The 21,628-nt window shown below is 56.6% G+C and carries 18 protein-coding genes; 8 read left to right on the forward strand and 10 right to left on the reverse strand.

Annotation, left to right across the window (positions count from 1 at the left end):
• Window position 1: 1 nt before the first annotated feature.
• Window positions 2–985 carry an aldo/keto reductase gene (locus WFN75_RS07190; RefSeq protein WP_046885389.1) on the reverse strand — a complete coding sequence of 328 codons (984 nt, stop codon included), beginning with the start codon at window positions 983–985 and terminating at the stop codon, window positions 2–4.
• A gap of 425 nt (window positions 986–1,410) precedes the next feature.
• Here WFN75_RS07190 and ansP point away from each other — a divergent pair, with 425 nt between their 5' ends.
• The gene (gene ansP, locus WFN75_RS07195; protein WP_046885388.1) at window positions 1,411–2,907 is read left to right on the forward strand and encodes an L-asparagine permease; all 1,497 of its coding nucleotides are present in this window, start codon (window positions 1,411–1,413) and stop codon (window positions 2,905–2,907) included.
• Between the two features lie 73 nt (window positions 2,908–2,980).
• On the opposite strand, the gene yncE is transcribed toward ansP, so the two are convergent.
• Entirely contained in the window at window positions 2,981–4,042 is a 1,062-nt protein-coding gene (gene yncE / locus WFN75_RS07200) for a 7-bladed beta-propeller protein YncE (protein ID WP_046885387.1), read from the reverse strand.
• A 264-nt stretch (window positions 4,043–4,306) separates the two neighbouring features.
• On the opposite strand from yncE, the gene pqqU reads away from it, so the two are divergent.
• Window positions 4,307–6,421, forward strand: a complete 2,115-nt coding sequence (pqqU, locus tag WFN75_RS07205) for a TonB-dependent receptor PqqU (protein ID WP_336995924.1) — start codon at window positions 4,307–4,309, stop codon at window positions 6,419–6,421.
• 36 nt (window positions 6,422–6,457) lie between these two features.
• On the opposite strand, the gene WFN75_RS07210 is transcribed toward pqqU, so the two are convergent.
• From WFN75_RS07210 to WFN75_RS07225, 4 genes are all read right to left on the reverse strand, one after another.
• Window positions 6,458–7,996, reverse strand: a complete 1,539-nt coding sequence (locus tag WFN75_RS07210) for a methyl-accepting chemotaxis protein (protein ID WP_336995925.1) — start codon at window positions 7,994–7,996, stop codon at window positions 6,458–6,460.
• Window positions 7,997–8,182: 186 nt separating this feature from the next.
• Window positions 8,183–8,851, reverse strand: a complete 669-nt coding sequence (locus tag WFN75_RS07215) for a GntR family transcriptional regulator (RefSeq protein ID WP_046885384.1) — start codon at window positions 8,849–8,851, stop codon at window positions 8,183–8,185.
• Between the two features lie 257 nt (window positions 8,852–9,108).
• Complete coding sequence (locus WFN75_RS07220) at window positions 9,109–10,146, reverse strand: NADP-dependent oxidoreductase (protein ID WP_336995926.1); 1,038 nt, start codon at window positions 10,144–10,146, stop codon at window positions 9,109–9,111.
• Window positions 10,147–10,211: 65 nt separating this feature from the next.
• On the reverse strand, window positions 10,212–10,787 hold the full coding sequence (locus tag WFN75_RS07225; RefSeq protein WP_233802310.1) for a helix-turn-helix domain-containing protein: 576 nt from the start codon (window positions 10,785–10,787) through the stop codon (window positions 10,212–10,214).
• Between the two features lie 150 nt (window positions 10,788–10,937).
• On the opposite strand from WFN75_RS07225, the gene WFN75_RS07230 reads away from it, so the two are divergent.
• Both WFN75_RS07230 and WFN75_RS07235 read left to right on the forward strand, forming a co-directional pair.
• Window positions 10,938–11,456: a GNAT family N-acetyltransferase gene (locus tag WFN75_RS07230; RefSeq protein ID WP_207293736.1), complete on the forward strand. Its 519-nt coding sequence runs from the start codon at window positions 10,938–10,940 to the stop codon at window positions 11,454–11,456.
• Entirely contained in the window at window positions 11,453–11,902 is a 450-nt protein-coding gene (locus WFN75_RS07235; RefSeq protein WP_040075577.1) for a DMT family transporter, read from the forward strand. The genes WFN75_RS07230 and WFN75_RS07235 overlap by 4 nt, the downstream gene beginning before the upstream one ends.
• Window position 11,903: 1 nt before the next feature.
• Here WFN75_RS07235 and WFN75_RS07240 read toward each other — a convergent pair whose 3' ends face one another.
• Together WFN75_RS07240 and WFN75_RS07245 are read right to left on the reverse strand one after the other, a co-directional pair.
• Window positions 11,904–12,137 carry a YdcY family protein gene (locus tag WFN75_RS07240; protein WP_040075575.1) on the reverse strand — a complete coding sequence of 78 codons (234 nt, stop codon included), beginning with the start codon at window positions 12,135–12,137 and terminating at the stop codon, window positions 11,904–11,906.
• Between the two features lie 50 nt (window positions 12,138–12,187).
• Window positions 12,188–13,786 (reverse strand): ABC transporter substrate-binding protein, encoded by a 1,599-nt coding sequence (locus tag WFN75_RS07245; RefSeq protein ID WP_336995927.1) that lies wholly within the window; start codon window positions 13,784–13,786, stop codon window positions 12,188–12,190.
• A 281-nt stretch (window positions 13,787–14,067) separates the two neighbouring features.
• Here WFN75_RS07245 and WFN75_RS07250 point away from each other — a divergent pair, with 281 nt between their 5' ends.
• Genes WFN75_RS07250 through WFN75_RS07260 form a run of 3 tightly spaced genes read left to right on the forward strand, consistent with a single transcriptional unit; the run spans window position 14,068 to window position 20,571 of the window.
• Complete coding sequence (locus WFN75_RS07250) at window positions 14,068–15,432, forward strand: SrfA family protein (protein ID WP_336995928.1); 1,365 nt, start codon at window positions 14,068–14,070, stop codon at window positions 15,430–15,432.
• A 4-nt stretch (window positions 15,433–15,436) separates the two neighbouring features.
• Window positions 15,437–18,418 (forward strand): virulence factor SrfB, encoded by a 2,982-nt coding sequence (locus tag WFN75_RS07255; RefSeq protein WP_336995929.1) that lies wholly within the window; start codon window positions 15,437–15,439, stop codon window positions 18,416–18,418.
• On the forward strand, window positions 18,415–20,571 hold the full coding sequence (locus WFN75_RS07260) for a virulence factor SrfC family protein (protein WP_336995930.1): 2,157 nt from the start codon (window positions 18,415–18,417) through the stop codon (window positions 20,569–20,571). Before WFN75_RS07255 ends, WFN75_RS07260 begins: the two co-directional genes overlap by 4 nt.
• Window positions 20,572–20,732: 161 nt before the next feature.
• On the opposite strand, the gene WFN75_RS07265 is transcribed toward WFN75_RS07260, so the two are convergent.
• Window positions 20,733–20,906 carry a GhoT/OrtT family toxin gene (locus WFN75_RS07265; protein WP_046885377.1) on the reverse strand — a complete coding sequence of 58 codons (174 nt, stop codon included), beginning with the start codon at window positions 20,904–20,906 and terminating at the stop codon, window positions 20,733–20,735.
• A 163-nt stretch (window positions 20,907–21,069) separates the two neighbouring features.
• Window positions 21,070–21,162: a hypothetical protein gene (locus tag WFN75_RS22645; protein WP_442913271.1), complete on the reverse strand. Its 93-nt coding sequence runs from the start codon at window positions 21,160–21,162 to the stop codon at window positions 21,070–21,072.
• Between the two features lie 131 nt (window positions 21,163–21,293).
• On the opposite strand from WFN75_RS22645, the gene WFN75_RS07270 reads away from it, so the two are divergent.
• Window positions 21,294–21,620 (forward strand): DUF1971 domain-containing protein, encoded by a 327-nt coding sequence (locus WFN75_RS07270; protein WP_040075567.1) that lies wholly within the window; start codon window positions 21,294–21,296, stop codon window positions 21,618–21,620.
• Window positions 21,621–21,628 lie beyond the last annotated feature (8 nt).

Here is a 21,628-nt window from a genome sequence, read left to right on the forward strand (position 1 = left end):
TTTATTTGCCCACACGCGCCTGAAGATGTTTCGGATAGCGATCTCCCACTACATCAATACCCTCCAGCGCCTGGTTAATTCGTGCCAGCGCGTCAGGTGACAACGTCACCTCTGCGGCACCGAGGTTCTCCAGTAGACGGTGCTGTTTGGTGGTACCGGGAATAGGCACTATCCATGGCGCTTTCGCCAACAGCCACGCCAGGGCAATCTGCGCCGGGGTCACCCCCTGCTCTCTGGCGAGGCGTTGCACCACATCGATGAGCTGCTGATTCGCCAGCCGCGAGGCTTCGCTAAAACGCGGCACCTGATTACGGAAGTCCTGCGCATCAAACGTGGTCTGTGCGTTAATCGCGCCGGTCAGAAAACCTTTCCCGAGCGGGCTGAAGGGGACAAAGCCGATATTCAGCTCAGCCAGAAGCGGTAAAATGGCTTTCTCCGGCTCCCGCCACCAGAGGGAATATTCGCTCTGCAAAGCAGAAACCGGGCACACAGCATGGGCGCGGCGGATAGTCTCCACCCCCGCCTCAGAAAGGCCAAAATACTTAACCTTCCCCTCTGCAATCAGATCCCTGAGAGTACCGGCCACCTCCTCGATGCCCACATCCGGATCGACGCGGTGCTGATAATAGAGATCGATAACCTCGGTTTTCAGCCGTTTCAGCGATCCCTCTACGGCAGCGCGAATGTGCGCCGGTCGGCTGTTCAATACCTGACCCGGCTGTGTACAATCGAAGCCGAACTTGGTAGCAATCACCACTTGGTCACGTACCGGCGCCAGCGCCTCACCGACCACCTCTTCATTGATGAACGGGCCGTAAATTTCTGCCGTATCAAACAAGGTCACCCCGTTTTCCACGGCGTTACGAATCAGAGAGATGGCCTGCGCTTTATCGGTTGCCGGGCCGTAGCCATAGCTTAGCCCCATGCAGCCCAGCCCGAGGGCGGATACCTGTAAACCGTTTGAACCTAACTGTCGCTGCTGCATTGTTTGCCTCATGAGGTTGTTAAATGACCTCAACAAGTGTGAACGGAAAATTTAATGAATACCACGCCAGTAATATGCTTAACGTTATGAATTCAATTCATCAATTTCACTGTTCAATAATTAAGCAAACCTGATGAGTTGTACGCCATTTAAGCGAAATACAGTTTCAAAATTTTAACCGATTCAGCCCTCTGTAACCCGCGCCTGCTCTGACCAGACGAATTTTTTCGAGCTCCATCACTTTCGACCCGTTATATTTTGCGTCACTTATTAATTGCGGGTAGGATGCTTCGCCATGTTTCGCCTATTCCACACGAAGAATAACTGGAAAGGGAGCATGTTTCCGGCCAAAGGCAATCGTTTGTGTCGCCGGGGCCGGAGAGAGGACATCCGAGGATGATTCAGACAGGTAAACAGGTAACTCAATGAAAACAAGCAATAAAAGCGCAGCCGACCATCAGGCGGCAAAACGTCGCTGGCTGGATGCCCACGAAGAGGGGTATCACAAGGCGATGGGCAACCGTCAGGTGCAGATGATCGCAATTGGCGGCGCAATCGGTACGGGGTTGTTTTTAGGTGCAGGCGCGCGCCTGCAGATGGCGGGTCCGGCGCTGGCGCTGGTCTATCTGGTATGCGGCATCTTCTCTTTCTTCATCTTACGCGCATTGGGTGAACTGGTTTTACACCGCCCCTCCAGCGGCAGTTTTGTTTCCTATGCCCGTGAATTCCTCGGTGAAAAAGCCGCCTATGTTGCCGGCTGGATGTACTTCGTCAACTGGGCGATGACCGGTATTGTCGATATCACCGCCGTGGCGCTCTATATGCACTACTGGGGCGCGTTTGGCGATGTTCCGCAGTGGGTCTTCGCGCTGGGCGCGCTGGCGATTGTGGGCACCATGAACATGATTGGCGTGAAGTGGTTCGCCGAAATGGAGTTCTGGTTTGCGCTGGTAAAAGTTCTGGCGATTGTGATCTTCCTGGTGGTGGGTACCGTGTTTCTCGGCACCGGCAAGCCGCTGGACGGCAACGCCACCGGCTTCCATTTAATCACTGATAACGGCGGCCTCTTCCCGCACGGCCTGCTGCCTGCGCTGGTACTGGTTCAGGGCGTGGTCTTCGCCTTTGCCTCCATTGAGCTGGTCGGTACTGCGGCAGGCGAATGTAAAGATCCGCAGACGATGGTACCGAAAGCGATCAATAGCGTGATCTGGCGTATCGGCCTGTTCTATGTCGGCTCCGTGGTGCTGCTGGTACTGCTGCTGCCGTGGAATGCGTACCAGGCAGGTCAGAGCCCGTTCGTCACCTTCTTCTCGAAGCTGGGCGTGCCGTATGTGGGCAGCATCATGAACATCGTGGTGCTTACCGCCGCGCTCTCCAGCCTGAACTCAGGCCTCTACTCCACCGGCCGTATTCTGCGCTCTATGTCGATGGGTGGCTCTGCACCGAAGTTCATGTCAAAGATGAGCAAGCAGCAGGTCCCTTATGCCGGGATCCTCGCCACGCTGGTAGTCTATGTGTTTGGCGTGTTCCTGAACTATCTGGTGCCTTCTCAGGTATTTGAGATTGTGCTGAACGTTGCCGCGCTGGGCATTATCGCCTCCTGGGCCTTTATCGTGGTGTGCCAGATGCGTCTGCGCAAGGCCATCAAAGAGGGTAAAGCCGCCGAGGTGAAATTCAAGCTGCCGGGCGCACCGGTGACCTCCTGGCTCACCCTGCTGTTCCTGTTTAGCGTGCTGGTGCTGATGGCCTTTGACTACCCGAACGGGACCTACACCATCGCGACCATTCCGCTGCTGGCTATTCTGCTGGTTGCCGGCTGGTTCGGGGTGCGTAAGCGCGTGCATGAAATCCACAGCACTGCCCCGGTTCATGCTGAAGAGGGAAATCAGGATGGTCCGCTGGTTGAAGAGACCTCGCGTTAATCAAACTTAGCCACTAAAAAAGGGAAGGCATAGCGCCTTCCCTTTTTATTTGCCTGCGTAAGGTCAACTACCCTTACAGCGCAATACGAATCACATCGTCAGGCTGGGTCGCTTCCTGCTGACGGCTAGACTTCTGCTTCACCGTCACGTACAGGGTTTTGCCATCGGCAGAGAGTGCCAGGCTGTTCGGGAAGGTCGGGGTCTCGAAGGTTTTCGTCACTTTATAAGTTTTGGTGTCGATCACGCTCACTTTACCCGCTTCGCGATGCGTCACGTAGGCTTCATTACGCGTCGGGTTGAAGAGCACGGCCAGCGACTCTGGCGCCGCCACTTTCTTGATCACGCTGCCATCTTTCAGCGAGACAACCAGCACTTCCGGCTGTTTGGAGTCGGTAAGGAAAGCGCGCTGGCCCGCCACGTCCAGGCTCAGGTTCAGGTAGAAGTGCTCTTTCCCGTCATCCTGCAGTTTTTTACGGCTGAGTATCTTGTGGGTAGCGGTATCAATGGTTAGCAGTTCACCGTCGGCATTGGTGGTGTAAAGGCGTTTCGCCTGTGCATCCAGCGCCAGACCGGTGCTGAACTTACCGGTATTGGCGATAGTCTCTTTCAGCTTCAGCGTGGCGCCGTCCACAACCCAGATCACGCTCTCTTTGCCGATACCGGTGATATAGACGGTGTTGGTGGTGTCATCGGCCACCAGCTCGCGCGGCTGCAGCGGTTTAACCGTTTCGCTGCGCTGACGATCGTCCAGCACCAGGCGCCCTTTTACTTCACCCGTTTTCGCATCGATCGCGGTGACGGCGCTGTTGGTGGTATTGCCAAACCACAGGGTTTGCGTGGCGTTGTTGATGGTCGCGCCAAAAGGTTTCAAATCGTTATGAATGGCCTGGGTCACTTCGAGAGTGACGGGATCAAGACGATAGACCACCCCGCCTTTATCTGTTTTGCGGCTCTGGGTGGTGGCAACCCACAGCGCGTTCTCCTGCTGGCTGACGGCCATCTCGTAAGCGCCTTTCCCCACCGCTTTACGCAGCATCTCTTCGGCGGCATGGACATTGAACGTACCCGCTACCAGCAGAGAACCCAGCAGCAAAGAACCACGCAGACGCGGTGAGCACAGATGACGTAAATTCATAACAACTCCCTTTTAAACATAGGTGGAATGGCTGACATCGCTTCCGGCTGCAAAGTCATGGCTTTGCATTTATTGAATGCGAATACTAATCATTATTTATATGAATGTGGAGTAAATCTTGCCGCTTCCGTCGCGATCCGTCTTTTTTATCTACACTTCGATTAACGCAATGTGCGTTTATGGTTTTCAATACATTTACAAAACATTTAACATACACGCACATGTTCCATTTGGTACGTTTAATTCCACTATCGGCAACTATTCATGAAAATCATTTCTGCCAGTAAGGCAACGTTTCCCCTGCTGTTGGTTCCTGTCGTCTTTACCCCCGTTAACGCCATGGCTGCCGACGAACAGACCATGATCGTCAGCGCAACGCCGCAAACCGTTTCAGAACTGGACACCCCCGCCGCCGTCAGCGTGGTGAACGGCGAAGATATGCGTCAGGCTACGCCGCGTATTAACCTGTCGGAGTCGCTGGGCAGCGTGCCGGGCTTGCAGATCCAGAATCGCCAGAACTATGCCCAGGATCTGCAGTTGTCGATGCGTGGCTTTGGCGCTCGCTCTACCTTCGGCGTGCGCGGCATCCGTATGTATGTCGACGGCATCCCCGCGACGATGCCGGATGGCCAGGGGCAGACCTCCAATATCGATCTCAGCAGCGTCGAGAGCGTGGAAGTCTTGCGCGGCCCCTTCTCTGCCCTGTATGGCAATGCCTCCGGCGGGGTGATCAACGTCGCCACCGAGACCGGCAAACAACCCAATACCATTGAAGCCAGCAGCTACTATGGCAGCTTCGGCAGCTGGCGTTATGGCATGAAGGCCACCGGAGCGATGGGCGACGGTACCCAGCCGGGCGACGTGGATTACACCGTTTCCACCACCCGTTTCACCACCAAAGGCTATCGCGACCACAGCGGCGCGCGTAAAAATCTCGCCAACGCCAAACTGGGCGTGCGCATTGACGATGTCAGTAAGCTGACCCTGCTGTTCAACAGCGTGGATATTAAAGCCGACGACCCGGGCGGGCTGACCGAACAGGAGTGGCGTGCTAATCCGACCCAGTCGCCGCGCGCCGAACAGTTCAATACCCGCAAAACGATTAAACAGACGCAGGCCGGCTTACGCTATGAGCGTCAACTGAGCCAGCAGGACGACCTGAGCGTGATGATGTACGCGGGTGAGCGTGAAATGACCCAGTACCAGTCGATTCCTGTTGAAGCACAGAAGAATGAAAAACATTCCGGCGGCGTGATTGATATGCAGCGTCATTACCAGGGTATCGATACCCGCTGGACCCACCGGGGCGAGCTGCTGGTGCCAATGACTTTCACTACCGGTCTCAATTACGAGAACATGAGTGAAAATCGCCGCGGCTATGAAAACTACGTGCTCAATAATGGCGTGCCCACCTTCGGCGAAAAAGGTAACCTGCGTCGCAATGAACGCAACCTGATGTGGAACGTTGACCCCTATCTGCAGACCAGCTGGCAGCTGACCCAGAAGCTGACCCTGGACGCGGGCGTGCGTTACAGCTCGGTCTACTTTGACTCCAACGACCACTATATTAAGGGCGAAAATGGCGATGACAGCGGCGACGCCAGCTACCACAAGTGGCTGCCGGCCAGCTCCCTCAAATATGCGGTGACCGACGGCTGGAATCTGTATGCCGCGGCCGGACGCGGGTTCGAAACCCCGACCATCAACGAACTCTCCTACCGCTCTGACAATCAGGGCGGGCTTAACTTCGGCCTGAAGCCATCGACCAATAATACCTGGGAGGTGGGGAGCAAAACGCGCATTGGCAATGGTCTGCTGACCGCCGCGCTGTTCCGTACCGATACCGATGATGAGATTGTGGTCGATACCAGCAGCGGCGGCCGTAACAGCTATAAAAACGCCGGTAAAACCCGCCGTCAGGGGGTCGAAGTGGCCCTGGATCAGCAGTTCGCCGAGAACTGGAAGCTGAAAATGGCGTGGACCTATCTGGATGCCACCTACCGCACGAACGTCTGTTCCAAGAGCGATTGCAACGGTAACCGTATGCCTGGCATCGCCCGTAATATGGGCTTTGCCTCCTTTGGCTGGCAGCCTGCTGAGGGTTGGTACGCCGGCACCGATGTGCGCTATATGAGTGACATTATGGCGAACGATGAAAACACGGCGAAAGCCCCCTCCTATACCGTTGTTGGCCTGAACACCGGCTACAAGTTTAACTACGGTAACTGGGGAATGGACCTCTTTGGTCGCGTAGATAACCTGTTCGACAAAGAGTATGCCGGTTCGGTTATTGTCAATGAATCGAATGGGCGTTACTACGAACCCGCGCCGGGACGTAACTACGGCGTCGGCTTGTCGGTGTCGTACCGTTTCGAGTAATAAAAAAACCGGCAGCCTTGCGCTGCCGGTGCTTTTTTAAGCCAGCTGCGCCTTCTGATCCAGGCGGAACGCGGCAACCAGCGTCTCCAGCAGCCGCGCCTGATCTTCCAGCGCCTCTGCCGCCGTTGACGAGGCACCCACCAGCGAGGCGTTTTGCTGGGTCGTGGTATCCAGCTCCATCACTGCACGCGAAATCTGCTCAATACCGCGGCTCTGCTCTTCCGATGCCGAGGAGATCTCTCCCATAATGTCATTCACGCGGGTGACCGAGTTCACCACCTGCTCCATGGTCTGCCCGGCTTTCGCCACCAGGTCGCTACCGGTGGTAATGCGCGAGACCGATTCGCTGATCAACAGTTCAATATCCTTCGCCGCCTGCGAGCTGCGCTGCGAAAGGCTACGCACTTCGCTCGCCACAACGGCAAAGCCGCGCCCTTGCTCACCCGCGCGGGCGGCCTCGACGGCGGCGTTCAGCGCCAGGATATTGGTCTGGAAGGCGATACTGTTAATCACCGCGGTGATATCGGCAATTTTCTGCGAACTGGTATTGATGTCGCTCATGGTACTGACCACATCCTGCATCACGCGTCCGCCCTGGGTGGCGGTTTGCGAGGCTTCTGCCGCCAGCTGACTGGCGTGACGGGCGTTGTCGGCGTTGTTTTTTACCGTGGCGGTGAGCTCTTCCATACTGGCGGCGGTCTCGACGACGGCAGCTGCCTGCTGCTCGGTGCGGGAAGAGAGATCGGTGTTGCCCTCGGCGATTTCGGAAGCCGCCAGCGATACCTGCGCCACGCTGCTACGCACTTCGCCAATCATGGCGCGCAGTTTCTCGTTCATCCGGCCCATCGCTCCGGTCAGTTTACCCAGCTCATCTTCACCCTGCGGATGGATTTCGGAGCTGAGATCACCGCTGGCAATCCGTTCTGCCAGCTGCAGGTTGTGTTTCACCGGATGGGTAATCTGGCGGGTGACCCACCAGGAGACGATGATCCCGAACAGAATCGCCACCACGCCAACAATGGCAGTGATGGTACTGGAGCTGTAAGCCAACGCATCGTTGTGCTTTTTCACCAGGGCGATAATGGCGCGCAGAGAGGCGCTACTGTCATCCCCTGCGGATTTGACGTTATCTTCTGCCGCTTTCAGCGCGGCAACGGCTGCCGGGTCGTTCTTGTCAGCGGTATAGGCCGTCATGGCGGTCTGCATTTCGCTTACGCTACGGCCAAAACGGGCCAGGTGCCCCGCCACATCATCGACAATCACCTTCTCTTGTGTGGTCCACTCCAGCTGCTGCGCTTCGGTGGTTAATTCAGCGGCGTGTTTAACATAATTTGCCATCAGCTGACCCGACTTCTCGTCAGCGGTATAGAGGAATTTGAGACGGTTAATCTTGGCCTGGAAAACCTCGATGTTGATGTTGTAGATCAGATTGGTTTGCTGGTAGACATCGCGGATCTCTTTAAAGCGTAATACGCTCATCAGTGTTGATACCGCCACTAACAGCAGCACCAGACCAAAACCTGCGGCGAGCTTTTTGCTCATTTTTATATTACGTAATCGTTGACTGACACTCATTCCTGGCTCCTTAAAAGGCAACTGTGCCTTTTAAGGTTATCGGCAGGACAATTGGTTATTTCAGCGTCAGTCTGGTCTTATCAGTCGAGAAATGAAATAACGTTTCCGGCAGCACAAAGTCTGCCGGAAATTATTGACAGCGCAATATCGAGCGATATTACCGCCGAGCCCGGTTTAAAAAATGACTTAGCTTAAATATTGCAGAATCAATATGTCGTTCGCTTCATCTATTACTTTATCGATGGCGGTCCGACAGCCCTCGACATCGCCTTTTTCTAGCGCACGGAGCAGTGCATCATAGCGATACGTAGACGACGGGAGATCGATATTCTCGTCATAGAGGCAATTAAAGCAGGGGCCAATGCGTACCCATAGCTGCTCGATAAGCGACATCAGCGTGGGCATACCGGCATAGTGATACAGCGTAAAGCGAAAGGCCCGGTTGGCATGTAGCGCTCGCTCAACTTCACCGTTGTGCATCGCTTCATGGAATTTCTCTGACAGGTTTCGCAACGTCGTCAGTTTCTCGGCGGACATTTGCAAACAGGCCTCTTCAGCGGCCATGCCCTCCAGTGTCTTACGAATGGCGTTAACTTCTCTATAACGCTCGAGTGACACTTCCGGCACCAGAAACGCTTGCGCCGGGGTCGCGTGCAGTGCACCTGCGGAGACCAACCGCAGCAACGCTTCACGCACAGGAGTAATACTGGTACCTAATTTATCCGCAATCTCTTTGGTGACGAGCCGGGCGCCTGGTTTCAGCGCGCCTGCAATCAGGGCGCTTTTAAGACTCATTTCAACCTGCATCGTCAGGCTCATTCGTTGAGCTTTTTCTAAGTTGTCCAAATCCAGCATGTTCTATTCCTGTAACTAACACTTACCTTTGTTAGCCGCAGCGGCGGGAAATTCGCCACTGCGGGTATGATATGTCCTGTATCTGCATGCCTGGTTCGTGCTAAGAGAAACAATAAATAACAGCAAACCTGCCTAAGTGATTGAATTAACTCAATCCACAGGGACGACTGGAGTAATCTTTGCTTGTATAATTAAAGACGTTATTTGGAAATTTGCACAACTTAATATGGCGGAATAATCCGCCATATCTGCAAAAGTTAGTTATCTTTCGCCACGCGTATAACCACTTTGCCGAAGTTCTTCCCTTCCAGCAAACCGATGAACGCCTGCGGGGCATTTTCCAGGTCGTCCGTTACCTGTTCGCGGTAGTGTATTTTACCTTCGTTCACCCAGCGCCCCATCTCCTGCTGAAACTCGTCGATGCGATCGCCATAGTCCTGAGCGATGATAAAACCCTGCATGCGAATGCGTTTTTTCAGGATGGTGCCCATCAGCAGTCCCAGACGATCGGGTCCGGGCGGCAAATCGGTGGCGTTATACCCGCTAACCAGACCACAGACCGGAACGCGGGCCGAGGTATTCAGCAGCGGCAGTACCGCATCAAACACCTTGCCACCGACGTTCTCATAATAGATATCGATACCCTCTGGACAGGCTTGTTTCAGCTGCTGCGCAAAGTCGTCTGCGTGGTGATCGATACAGCGGTCAAAGCCCAGGACCTCGACGGCATGGCGACATTTTTCCGCTCCACCGGCAATCCCGACCACATGACAGCCTTTGATTTTACCAATCTGCCCAACGGTGGCACCCACCGGCCCGGTAGCCGCAGCCACCACCAGGGTTTCGCCTGATTTCGGCTGGCCAATATCCAGCAGGCCCATGTAGGCGGTAAAGCCCGGCATCCCCAGGATACCCAGCGCCCAGGAAGGGTGCTGCGGGTTGCTGCCCAGTTTTACCAGGCCTGTACCGTCCGACAGCGCATAATCTTGCCAGCCGCTGTAGCTCAGTACCCACTCGCCGACGGGATAGTCAGGGTGTTGGGATTGTTCAACGCGGCTGACCGTGCCACCCACCATGACCGCCCCGATCTCAACCGGCGGTGAATAGGAGGGGGCATCGCTCATACGCCCGCGCATATAAGGATCTAACGAGAGATAAACGGTGCGCAGTAAGATCTGGCCCTCTTCAGGCTGAGGGACCGAGGTTTTTTCCAGACGAAAGTTCTCTACGGTGGGTGCGCCATGGGGACGGGAGGCCAGAACCCATTGACGATTCTGTGTTGAAGACAGACTCATACATCACTCCTGTTTATGCAAATGTCTTTAAAGACTAGCGTTAACCTCCCAGGTTCGCCTGGCCATTATGCGCCGGATTGATTAAGCCGAACGATCAGGTAAACGCAGGGAGCGTCGCTTTCGTTGATGAACCGGCAGTCATTTGGCGGCCCCAGTTCGAGGCAGTCGCCGGCGTGCATCTCGTGGCGGGTATCCCCTTCCTGGAAAATGAGTTCCCCTGATTGTAACCAGATCAGCTGGCGTGCCAGCGCATACGACGACGCAGGCATCGGCACATCACTCCCGGCAGGCAGTTCTACCTGCACCAGATCGATAGGCAGGTCGGTGCGCGGCGAAACATGTCGTCGTAGATAATGCGTTTGCGGGTCCCGCCAGACGGGTTGATTTTCCAGACGCAGCAGCTTGCCCTCCTGCATCTCGGCGCGGGCTATCAGGGTGGACATGCTAATGCCAAACGCACCGGACAGACGCGCCAGCAACGTCGCCGTTGGGCTGCTCTCGGCGCGTTCGATTTTGTGGATCATCGCCCGCGATACGCCTGCACGCTCGGCAAGCTCGCTTAACGACCATCCCCGGGACTCTCGCTCAAGGCGAATACGCGCGCTGATGCGATGATTGATGTTGTCTGACATAGTATTCATGGCGTAATACTATAGTTTAGAAAATCTATTTCAACGCCGTTTTTGATAACAAAAAGATATGGTTTATACCGTAGCGAGAGCGGCGCCCGCTTGTGTAATATGGTGACGCACCGTACTACTATAGTGAACAACACACGCCGAGGTTTCTCCATGCTTATCCGTCACGCCTGTAAAGAAGATTGCGCCGCCATTGGCGAGATTTATAACCACGCGGTGCTGCATACCGCCGCGATCTGGAATGATACAACCGTTGATACCGACAACCGTATCGCCTGGTTTGAAGCGCGAACCTTGATGGGTTACCCGGTGCTGGTCTGTGAGCAGGAGGGTCGGGTTGTCGGTTATGCCTCCTTTGGCGACTGGCGTGCTTTCGATGGCTTCCGCCACACCGTGGAGCACTCTGTCTATATTCATCCTGAGCACCAGGGCAAAGGCATCGGTCGGGCGTTAATGAAACAGCTGATTATCGAAGCGCGGAACATTGGCAAGCATGTGATGGTCGCCGGTATCGAAGCGCAAAACCGCGGCTCTATTCATCTGCACGAAACCTTAGGCTTTATCACCACGGGCCAGATGCCGCAGGTGGGCACCAAGTTTGGCCGCTGGCTGGACCTCACCTTTATGCAGCTGCAGCTTGATGAGCGCACCGACCCGGACGCCATCGGATGAATCAGTCATTAACGCTGGTATTTCTGGTGGCGGCAGGCATTGGCCTGGTCGTGCAAAACACCCTGATGGTGCGGATCACCCAGTCCTCCAGCACCATCCTGATCGCCATGCTGCTAAATTCGCTGGTGGGCATTGTGCTGTTCGTCTCGATCTTGCTGATTAAAAATGGCGTGGCGGGGTTTAGCGAGCTGGTGCACACCCTGAAGTGGTGGACCTTAATTCCGGGACTGCTGGGGTCGTTCTTTGTCTTCGCCAGCATCAGCGGTTATCAGTATGTGGGTGCCGCCACCACCATTGCGGTGCTGGTTGCCAGTCAGTTGATCGGGGGGCTGGTGATGGATGTGGTACGCAGTCAGGGGATCCCCCTGCGGGCGCTGATTGGGCCGGTATCCGGTGCGATCATGCTGGTGATTGGCGCCTGGCTGGTGGCAAGGCGCCAGTTCTGACTCAGAGAATGGTGCCGCCTTTTGTCAGCTGCTGGTGGCGGGCCTCCATCTCTTCTTTATGCTGTTTACCATGATGGGCAATGGCAGTGCGCAGACGTTGCTGTTGAGTATAGCGATCTTCGCGGCTCAGGGCGGCGTCATCGCTGAGCGCAATCAGCAACTCATTCATATGCGTAATCACGCTCTCTTCAAGGGTGGCATCTACGCGGGCGATCACTTCCTCTAAATGTGACATTGTCACTCCTTATCGGTTCACCGGGTGGCACCCTGCCACCCGGCACAGGCTTAGTTGAGCTTCGCTTTCGAGAAATCGCTCCCCATCAGACTGACGCTATAACCGCTCACGTTGCTGCGGGTGGCAAAGAAAGTCTTGCCATTCGCCAGCGCGATCCACGGCGCCTGCTGGTAGAAGATCTCCTGCGCCTGGCTGTAAAGCTTAGCGCGTGCAGCCGGGTCGCTGGTCAGCTTCGCTTTGTTGACCAGCTCATCATACCCCTTGTCACACCAGCGTGCAGCGTTGGAACCGGTTTTAATGCTGTCGCAGCCCAGCAGCACGTCGGCAAAGTTATCCGGGTCACCGTTATCCGACATCCAGCCGAACAGGGCGCTGTCGTGTTCCCCTTTGCGCATACCGGACAGGTATTCGCCCCACTCATACGAGACGATTTTTGCTTTCACGCCCACTTTCGCCCAGTCGCTCTGGATCATCTCAGCGATACGGCGAGAGTTGGGGTTATAAGGGCGTTGCACCGGCATAGACCAGAGGGTGACTTCTGCCCCCTGCTCCAGCCCGGCCTGCTTCAGCAGAGCTTTCGCTTTTTCCGGATCGTACGGGTAATCTTTCAGATCTTTGTTAAAGCCCATCATATTCGGCGGAATCGGGGATTTTGCCACCGTACCCGAGCCCATAAAGACGGCATTGATAATCGCTTTTTTATCGGTAGCGTAGTTCAGCGCCTGTCGCACCAGCACGTTATCAAACGGCTTTTTCTCGGTATTAAATGCTAAATAACCGACATTCAGCGCATCGACCGTATGCAGGGTCAGATCTTTATTCTTTTTAATGACGTCGAATTGCACCGGCGACGGCGCAGGAATGATCTGGCATTCGTTCGTCTGCAGCTTAGCCAGACGGGTCTCTACGTTGGGGGTGATAGAGAAGATCAGGTGCTTAGTCGGAACCTCCCCATCCCAGTAGTTCGGGTTGGCAATATAGCGAATCAGGGAGTCGACTTTATACTGCTGCAGGACGTACGGCCCGGTGCCAATTGGCCAGTTGTCTACGTTTTCCGGCGTCCCTTTTTTCAGCATGGCGTCGCCATACTCAGCCGAGAGAATAGAGGCGAAATCCATCCCCCAGTCGGCAAGGAAGGCGGCATTCGGCTCACTCAGTACAAACTGCACGTGATAATCATCAATCTTCTTCACGTCCTGAATCAGCTTATCCAGCCCGACATCATTAAAGTATTCGTAGTTGCCCTGGGAGACGTTGTGATACGGGTGCTTAGGGTCTTTCTGACGCATAACCGAGAAAATAACGTCATCGGCATTAAAGTCGCGGGTAGGTTTAAAGAACTTATTACTGTTGAACTTCACCCCTTTACGCAGCGTGAAGGTATAGGTTTTACCATCCGGCGAAATAGTCCAGGACTCCGCCAGCGACGGAACCGGGGTGTTTTTCACCGGATCGAAGTTGATAAGGCGGTTATAGAGCACCTGCGAACTGGCCACAAAAGTGGGGCCTGAGCTGGCGATTTGCGGGTTGAAAGACTCCGGAGAGGCTTCTGAACAGTAAATAATCGTATCGTTATTCGCGGCCCATGCCGCGCTTGCCGGTAACAGCGCGCTGAATGCCAGCGCGAGGAGCGTTTTCCCTGTAGACATCGTTATTACCCTTTGCGGATTTATTATGAAGAACCGTAATAACAGCACAGCACATTCGTACTGGCAAATAACGAAACACTATCAGGATATTCTAAAGGCGCTATTTTCGCTGGTTTTCTCACCGCTGCTCCAGGGAGATTTGCCTTAAGTGCCATTCAGCGTCAAGCACTTTTCGTCCGCGCAATGCGGTAAGAAATCGCCCCTTTTGTTGTCTCTTCTGCCGTTTAGTTGCCAACGGATTCCGTAAAGTACAAGGGTGAAGAAGTCTATGGGATCAAATCGTGGCAAAAACACTTTTACGTAGCGGTAATCTGGATGATTTTCAGGCCGTTGGCGGCGGCGGTCAGGCCGTTTTCGAATCTGCATTACAAATCCGCGAGGCGCTGCGCCTGCGCAAACAGCAGTCCATCGTCGACTGCCTGGCGATTCCGCAAGTCAACGACGAGGGTGACAGGGTTGACTGGTATGCGCCTGTTGAGGGCAGCGTAAGTAGCTGGAAGGCCGCCGATGAAGATGCCCGCTATCGCGCCCTGCGCCTGCTGGAAAGCACCCTCTCCAGCGTCGAGTCCCTGAGCAAAAAATCGCTGCAGTCCCCCAAAACCGCTCAACAGCTGTTTGGCTCCCTGCTGTCCAAAGCCTTCCAGTTCCCCGGCGAAAACTTTTTATTCCTGGTGGATGGCAAACCGGTCATCACTTTCTGGGGTTTTGTTAATCTTAACGAAAACGCCAGGGACGATGTGCTCGAGTGCCTGCGCGAATCCCTGCGCCCGGTGGAGATCCCCGCCCCGGTAGAAGAGCCCGAGCCGGAACCGGTGCAGGAGATCATCTTCGAAAAAGCCGATGAACCGCTGATTTCAGCCCCGGCCACGATTCAGATCACCGCAGACGATCTCTACACCGCCCAACCCGCCCCGCAGGTGTTAGTTAAAGAGCCTGAACCCGAGCCCGAAGCGCCGCTTGCCACGCCTGTAGTGATGAAAAAACGCCGCTTCCCGCTGTGGCCATTGCCGGTGGCCGCGCTGGTCGTCGTAGCCGTGGCTGCGCCACTCTTGTGGTCTACCCATAGCGCCCCGGTAGAGACCGCTGAGGCCCAGCCTGCCCCCGCCCCTGTTGCGGCCGTAGAGATTGCACCTAAACCCGTCGCGGCGGTGAAGTCCCTGCCCTTAACGCTGCCTCTGCACCAGGCGGAAGTGGTGGCCGCGCAGGTAAAAGCGCCAGAGCCTGCCGCCCCAACCGAGCCGGTAGTGATTGCCGCTATCCCGAAAGAGGCGCTGGTGATGGAGGCCGGTCAGGTGAAAGCCGGCTCAACCCGCTTCCTTAACGGTAGCTGGCGCGTCATGCTGGATGTGAAAGATCCTATCACCGGTAAACCGCCCTCACTGCGCTACCAAATCCAGAACAATAAAGGCACCGCGCGCGTGGTGCATGGCGACAACATCGTCTGCCGTACGGAGGTCTTCTCCGGGCTGCACAGCAACGGTGAGCTGATGATTAAAACGCGCGGCAATGCCCGCTGCACCGACGGCTCTCGCTATCCGATGCCGGAGATCGCCTGCAAAGCCGGGGTGAACGATGTGGCGGAATGTACCGCCCGTTACGACGCCAAGACCGTGGTTCCGTTGACATTCAGAAAAGCAGGTGCGTGATCCCATGCTGGTAACTCTTTGCGACTATAAACAGAGCGTCACGCTTATCGCCAACAGTGGCGTACAGTTTCTTGATTTTGGCCTGACGCCGCAGGACAGTGCCCAGAGCGGACGTTTTGTGCGTAAAACCGCCAACGGCCCCTTGCTGCGTCTCAATTTTGACGTGATTAACAACCGCTACACGCTGCCCGCCAGCGGTGGTGGCCAGCCGGAAGTGGTTAAACCCGAAAGCACCCTTTCGCTGCAGCACTCCCTGACGGTGCTGGATGGCGTCTGGCTGCCGGTGCCCTTCCTGCGCTTCAACCCGCCGCGTACCTTCGTAGAAGGCCCGGACAACTGGGCGCGAGTGCAGGTGCGTAAGCTGGAAGCGCCGGATAGCGCAGGCCATACCCACCGGGTGACGCTGGCTCTGGATAGCCAGATAGCGCCGCATGCTACCTCCCGACTCTCACCGGTGGAAAACGATATCCTGAACGGGACCCGTTTCTCCCTCGCCTGGCGTGATGACGAAGTGGCGGATTTCCTCGACCAGACCTGGATTGACGGCTGGCTGCGAGAAGCCTTTACCCAGTACGCTTCCGGCGTGGAGAACCGTGCCGATCGCGATCTGCAGCTGGCGATGCGTAACTTTGAGTACCAGGCCCACTGGCTCAACGTGCTGGCCATGCTCGGTGAACAGCTCACCATACCGGAAGTAAAATTTGTCACCCATACCCTCAGCACCCCGGCTATCCCGGTGGATCTGATTCTGGATGTGGGGAATACCCATACCTGCGGCGTGATCATTGAAGATCATGGCGACGCCAACGATGGCCTGCGCCAGACGGCAGAGCTCCAGGTGCGGTCTCTGAGCGAACCCCAGTTCCTGAATGAGCCGCTGTTTACCAGCCGTCTCGAGTTTTCTGAAGCCCGCTTCGGTAAGCAGCACTTCTCGGTAGAGAGTGGACGCGAAGACGCGTTCGTCTGGCCGTCGATTGTGCGCGTAGGCGATGAAGCCCGTAAACTGGCGACCCAGCGTCTGGGAACCGAAGGCAACAGCGGGATTTCAAGCCCGCGACGCTATCTGTGGGATGAGACCCCGGTGGTGCAGGACTGGCGTTTTAGTCAGATGAATGCCAAAACCCAGCGCGAACCGCTGGCGACCGCTTTCCCGCTGATGAACCTGATGAATGACGACGGAGAGCCGCTGTTTACCCTGCCGCAGGACGAGCGCTTGCCGGTCTTCTCGCCGCAGTACAGCCGCAGCACCCTGATGACCCACATGCTGTGCGAACTGCTGGCACAGGCGCTGGGGCAGATCAATAGCGTCGCAACCCGTCTGCGTCTGGGCTTCCCGGCCTCCCCGCGTCAGCTGCGCACCCTGATCCTTACCCTGCCGTCGGCAATGCCCAAACAGGAGCGTGAGATTTTCCGTCGCCGCATGTTTGAAGCTATCGCCATTGTCTGGAAGGCGATGAGCTGGCATCCGCAGGATGAAGATTTCGCCAGCCGCAAGCAGCAGGAAAAAAGCGTGGTACCGGTGCCGGAAATCCAGATGGAGTGGGACGAGGCAAGCTGCGGTCAGCTGGTATGGCTCTATAACGAAGCCATCTCGCATTACGCTGGCCAGACCGAAACGTTCTTTGCCTCCGTTGCACGTCCTGACCGCGAGCCGGAGCCTGGCTGTGCGCCAGGGCGGGCGCTGCGGGTAGCCTCTATCGATATTGGCGGTGGCACTACCGACATGGCCATCACCCATTATCAGCTGGATGACGGTTCTGGTAGCAATGTCAAAATCACCCCGCAACTGCTGTTCCGCGAAGGCTTTAAGGTGGCCGGTGATGACACCCTGCTGGATGTGATCCAGCGCTATGTACTGCCGGCCCTACAGACAGAGCTGCAAAAAGCAGGCATTGCCGACGCTTCGCTGCTGATGGCCTCGCTGTTTGGCGACTCCGGGCGTATTGATACCCAGGCAGTGCTGCGCCAGCAGACGGCCCTGCAGCTCTTTATGCCGATCGGTCACGCCATTCTGGGCGCCTGGGAAGCCAGTGATATCGACGACCCGCTGGACGGACTGCATGCCACCTTTGGCGATCTGCTGAGCCGCAAACCGACGCGCAACGTCATGAACTACCTTCAGCAGGCTATCGATCATGCGCTGCCGGCTGGCTCAGCGCCGTTTGACCTCTTCGCGGTGCCGCTGCATGTTAACTTCCGCGAAATGCAGGAGGCGATGCTGGCGGGCCATTTCACCCTCGCCGCCCCGCTGCATGCGGTATCCGAGGCGATCTCCCATTACGCCTGCGATATTTTGCTGATTACCGGCCGTCCGGGTTGCCTGCCGGGCGTCCAGGCGCTGATCCGCCATCTGCAGCCCGTTCCCGTTAGCCGTATGGTGTGGCTGGATAAGTACCGCGTCCACGAATGGTATCCCTTCAGTCAGCAAGGGCGCATCGGCAATCCGAAATCCACCGCCGCCGTCGGCGCCATGCTCTGTAGCCTGGCGTTGGATCTGCGTCTGCCGCGCTTCAACTTCAAAGCGGCAGATATCGGCGCTTACTCGACCGTGCGCTATCTCGGCGTACTGGATAACACCGTGAATACCCTGCGCGACGAGAACGTCTGGTATCAGGATATCGACCTCGATAAGCCCGGTGCGAAACTGGACACCCGGCTGCACTTCCCGCTGCGCGGCAACGTCACGCTCGGCTTCCGCCAACTGGCAAACGCCCGCTGGCCTGCGACGCCGCTCTATACCCTGAGCATCAACTCCGCCGACCTGGCGAAGTCCATCGCGGGCGACGGAGTGCTGAACGTGCGCCTGCAACTGCGCGGCGGCAGCCGACATGAAGGGCCGGAGGCCTTTGAGCTTAGCGATGCCTGGCTCCAGGACGGTACGCCGGTACCGCCCGACGCCCTCACCTTTAAATTGAACACCCTGGCCGATCGCCGTCATAGCGGTAGCCACTACTGGATCGACAGCGGGAGCGTATACCTGAAATGAGTGCATCCATTACTAAAGCAGTCATCGACTGGATTAATCAGACCCGCCAGCACGCTCCAATACTGGATAACGACGCCGACGCTCTGCTGGCGCGGCTGGCCGCAGCAGAAGCCCAGGAGAGCGCCATCGAACGTGCGCTGCATGCAGGCAGCACCATCGGGCTTTATGGCCACGCTCAGGCTGCGAAAGCGCATCTGCTGGCCTCCCTCTGCGGCAGCGGCAACGGACGTATGAACGTGACCGTTGGCGCACGGACTTTCGACTACTTCACCCATATCAACCCCGGTCATGCCCTGACCAATATGGCGATCCGTTTTACGCCGACCGCCGAAGCGCCTGCCGACGATGCCTTCCCGCTGCGTCTGAGCCTGATTACCGAGGCCGAACTGGTGCAGCTCTTTATCACCCGTGCAACCGTGCCGGCGGTGGATAAAGCGGTGATTGAAGCGCGTCTGGAAAAATGGCGCGCCCTGCGACAACCTCAGGCGGTGCCGGGGATCTCCGCCGCCGATGTGGGATCCATTGCCCGCTACTGGCGTGACACCGTGCCTGCCGCAGTACAGCAAATGGACGACGCCCTCTGGCATCAGTTCGCGCTGCTACTGCCTTCGCTGGATCTCAGCACCCGCGCCAGCGTCTGGTCGCTGCTGTGGGGTGAACAGCACGAGCTAACCCAGGCCTGGCTGGCGCTGGCGCATATTCTGCATCAGACCAGCCATGCTCCGGAGCTGGCAGCACCGGTCAGCCTGCTGGTCGATAATTTTGGTCTTCCGACCGAAGGTTTTCTCACTCAGGGCGATCTTGCCCAGCCGGATGTTCAACAGGCGGTACTGCACCCCGTGCAGAACGGCGAACTGATGAACGCCATCAGTATCCCTCTGGACGTGCTGGCCCTGCTCACCCGCGAAGTGGTGCTCCCGGTGGAGAGCAGCGCGCTGGATGGCGTAGCGATGATTGATATTCCCGCCCCCGCGGCGCAGAGCGAAGCACCGCTGGCGCAGGCGAAGCGTCAGTGGCTACTGGAGCACTACCGCCAGCAGTTGCAACCGGATGTGCTGGTGATCTGTAACGCCACTCTCCAGCATAGCCATACCGCCAGCACCGCCCGCGCGCTGCTGAACTGGGTTCAGGATACCCAACCCGGCGAAGAGGCCGCGCTGCCAGGGCTGGTATGGGCGATTACGCCGCAGGATGCCCGTTTTACCACCCGCTCGAATCTCGACGAGTCGGTTCAGCAGCTGCTGGGCAAACCGGGTCAGCATTGGGGCACGCTGCAGGCACTGGACAGCAGTAGCATGCAGCGCGTCATTGAATGGCTGTCGCAAGCGACGCTTGCCGGTCAGCGTCAGGCGCGCTTACAGGCGCTGCGCGCGCGCTTGCACCGCGAACTGCGTACGATGATGCAGGGTTATCTGGCTCCGCTGACTCAGGAGCCCGCGGCACAGCGTAGCGCCGCAGAAGGGGTCGTTCGCGCCCTGCAGGGGATGGCTGGTCGTCATGGTGAGTTACTGGAGGGGCTGTTGCCGCCGCTGAAGGCCTTTGAAACTCTGATGGCCGTGCAACAACCGCGTGAAGAGCAGGTCAATGGTCTCTTCACCGATGCCATTGATCTGTTTGCCGACAGCGCCCAGCAGAGCGATGAGCGCTGGGAGCCGCAAGACAAAGCCCGGCTGGCACACAAATTATGGGTTAACCATGTTCGCCAGTGGAGCCGCGACGACGGGGCCGCCCATCGTCTGGGACTGGAAGCCAGGGTGTTGCAACAGATTGCTGATGTGCTGGTCACCAGCAGCTACCGACTGAATCTGACAGGGCAATTGAAGCAGATCGTTGATACTGACAAGGGCAGCGCCGCCCAGCTGTATGCCGCGCTGGGTAACTTCGTAAGCTGGGTGGGTTATGCGCAGACCCCTGCCGAAGCACGCCCGGCCAGCCGTATTCGCAAAGGGCAGCCGATTTTCGTCACGCCGACGGTGGCCAGCACCGCGCCTCGCCTGAGCCGTCTTGGCGAACAACCGGTTCATGCGGCCACGGCGTATGTTTACGACTGGCTGGTCGCGCTTTATACCCAGGCGTGCGAGAACATCGGCTACCAGCATCCACAGGATGTGACGCCAGCGGCACGCCAGCAGTTAAAAGCGATTTTGTCGTAACGCTAACGGCGGCCCGCTCACCAGCGGGTCGTCTCTTCACCCCTGCTGTCAGCCAGTGCCTTCGCCATGACCGAGGAGATCGCTTATGACACTGCGCGTCCAGCGTGTGGACATTCACCATCCCGAGAGCAGAGCGGCTTTTGTCGGCGCGAAACAGGGCTTTAGAAAAGCGAGATCAGTAGCGCCACCGGGAAGCTCATCGGCCAGGTTGAACCGACAAGAAAGGCGCTCAGGAAGCGGATACGCTTACGATCTTTGGAGAGGAACCAGGTGATCAGCGCGCAGATGGAGGCCATGATTGCGTAAAAAACTAACATTTTTTGATACAACGTCATCGCATTCACCCGATCTGTTTAAAATAACCGCGCGCAATATGCGGTATACGTTGATACAGATCAAGTTTTTTTGTTACAAGTTATCCATGAAATTTGTGTGGTAATAACAAATGAGTATAACCCGCTACATAAAAAAGGTCGCCGAAGCGACCTTTACACGGTGTTATTTTTTCACCGGCTGTGGCTGTTTATCACCCGACTCGGGCGCATTCCGAGGATCGTCTTTTTCAACATACTGCATAAGCATCTCCTGCATTGCCATCGGAATGGGTAAGTATAGACCACCTGAGAGGTACCACTTTAAAGTTGCATTTTAAATGCACTTTATGCAAAATAACCCTTACTGAAGCGTGGTGTAATGGTCTCAGGCTTTAGAGGGAAAAAACGATGCTACCTATTCCGCAAAGTTGTATTCATACCCGTTCCACGCCGTTCTGGAACAAAGAGACTGCCCCTGCTGGCATCTTCCAGCGCCATCTTGACCAGGGCACCCGTCCCGGCGTTTATCCTCGCCTGAGCGTGATGCGGGGCACTGTGCGCTATCTCGGCTATGCTGATGCAACCACCCCCGAGCCCGACAGCATCCTGATCATTGAAGCCGGTCATTTCGGCGTCTTTCCGCCGGAGCGCTGGCATCACATTGAGGTGATGAGCGATGACACGCTGTTCAATATCGATTTCTTCGTCGAGCCCGATGTTTTGAAATCACTTTAAGCGCCCTG

Source organism: Leclercia sp. UBA7405 (assembly GCF_037152215.1).
Taxonomy (GTDB): domain Bacteria; phylum Pseudomonadota; class Gammaproteobacteria; order Enterobacterales; family Enterobacteriaceae; genus Enterobacter; species Enterobacter pneumoniae.

Excerpts from the sequence above, each read along its gene's own strand:
- WFN75_RS07190 (WP_046885389.1), bottom strand. The coding sequence starts at position 985 with ATGCAGCAGCGACAGTTAGGTTCAAACGGTTTACAGGTATCCGCCCTC.
- ansP (WP_046885388.1), top strand. The coding sequence starts at position 1,411 with ATGAAAACAAGCAATAAAAGCGCAGCCGACCATCAGGCGGCAAAACGT.
- yncE (WP_046885387.1), bottom strand. The coding sequence starts at position 4,042 with ATGAATTTACGTCATCTGTGCTCACCGCGTCTGCGTGGTTCTTTGCTG.
- pqqU (WP_336995924.1), top strand. The coding sequence starts at position 4,307 with ATGAAAATCATTTCTGCCAGTAAGGCAACGTTTCCCCTGCTGTTGGTT.
- WFN75_RS07210 (WP_336995925.1), bottom strand. The coding sequence starts at position 7,996 with ATGAGTGTCAGTCAACGATTACGTAATATAAAAATGAGCAAAAAGCTC.
- WFN75_RS07215 (WP_046885384.1), bottom strand. The coding sequence starts at position 8,851 with ATGCTGGATTTGGACAACTTAGAAAAAGCTCAACGAATGAGCCTGACG.
- WFN75_RS07220 (WP_336995926.1), bottom strand. The coding sequence starts at position 10,146 with ATGAGTCTGTCTTCAACACAGAATCGTCAATGGGTTCTGGCCTCCCGT.
- WFN75_RS07225 (WP_233802310.1), bottom strand. The coding sequence starts at position 10,787 with ATGAATACTATGTCAGACAACATCAATCATCGCATCAGCGCGCGTATT.
- WFN75_RS07230 (WP_207293736.1), top strand. The coding sequence starts at position 10,938 with ATGCTTATCCGTCACGCCTGTAAAGAAGATTGCGCCGCCATTGGCGAG.
- WFN75_RS07235 (WP_040075577.1), top strand. The coding sequence starts at position 11,453 with ATGAATCAGTCATTAACGCTGGTATTTCTGGTGGCGGCAGGCATTGGC.
- WFN75_RS07240 (WP_040075575.1), bottom strand. The coding sequence starts at position 12,137 with ATGTCACATTTAGAGGAAGTGATCGCCCGCGTAGATGCCACCCTTGAA.
- WFN75_RS07245 (WP_336995927.1), bottom strand. The coding sequence starts at position 13,786 with ATGTCTACAGGGAAAACGCTCCTCGCGCTGGCATTCAGCGCGCTGTTA.
- WFN75_RS07255 (WP_336995929.1), top strand. The coding sequence starts at position 15,437 with ATGCTGGTAACTCTTTGCGACTATAAACAGAGCGTCACGCTTATCGCC.
- WFN75_RS07260 (WP_336995930.1), top strand. The coding sequence starts at position 18,415 with ATGAGTGCATCCATTACTAAAGCAGTCATCGACTGGATTAATCAGACC.
- WFN75_RS07265 (WP_046885377.1), bottom strand. The coding sequence starts at position 20,906 with ATGACGTTGTATCAAAAAATGTTAGTTTTTTACGCAATCATGGCCTCC.
- WFN75_RS22645 (WP_442913271.1), bottom strand. The coding sequence starts at position 21,162 with ATGCAGGAGATGCTTATGCAGTATGTTGAAAAAGACGATCCTCGGAAT.
- WFN75_RS07270 (WP_040075567.1), top strand. The coding sequence starts at position 21,294 with ATGCTACCTATTCCGCAAAGTTGTATTCATACCCGTTCCACGCCGTTC.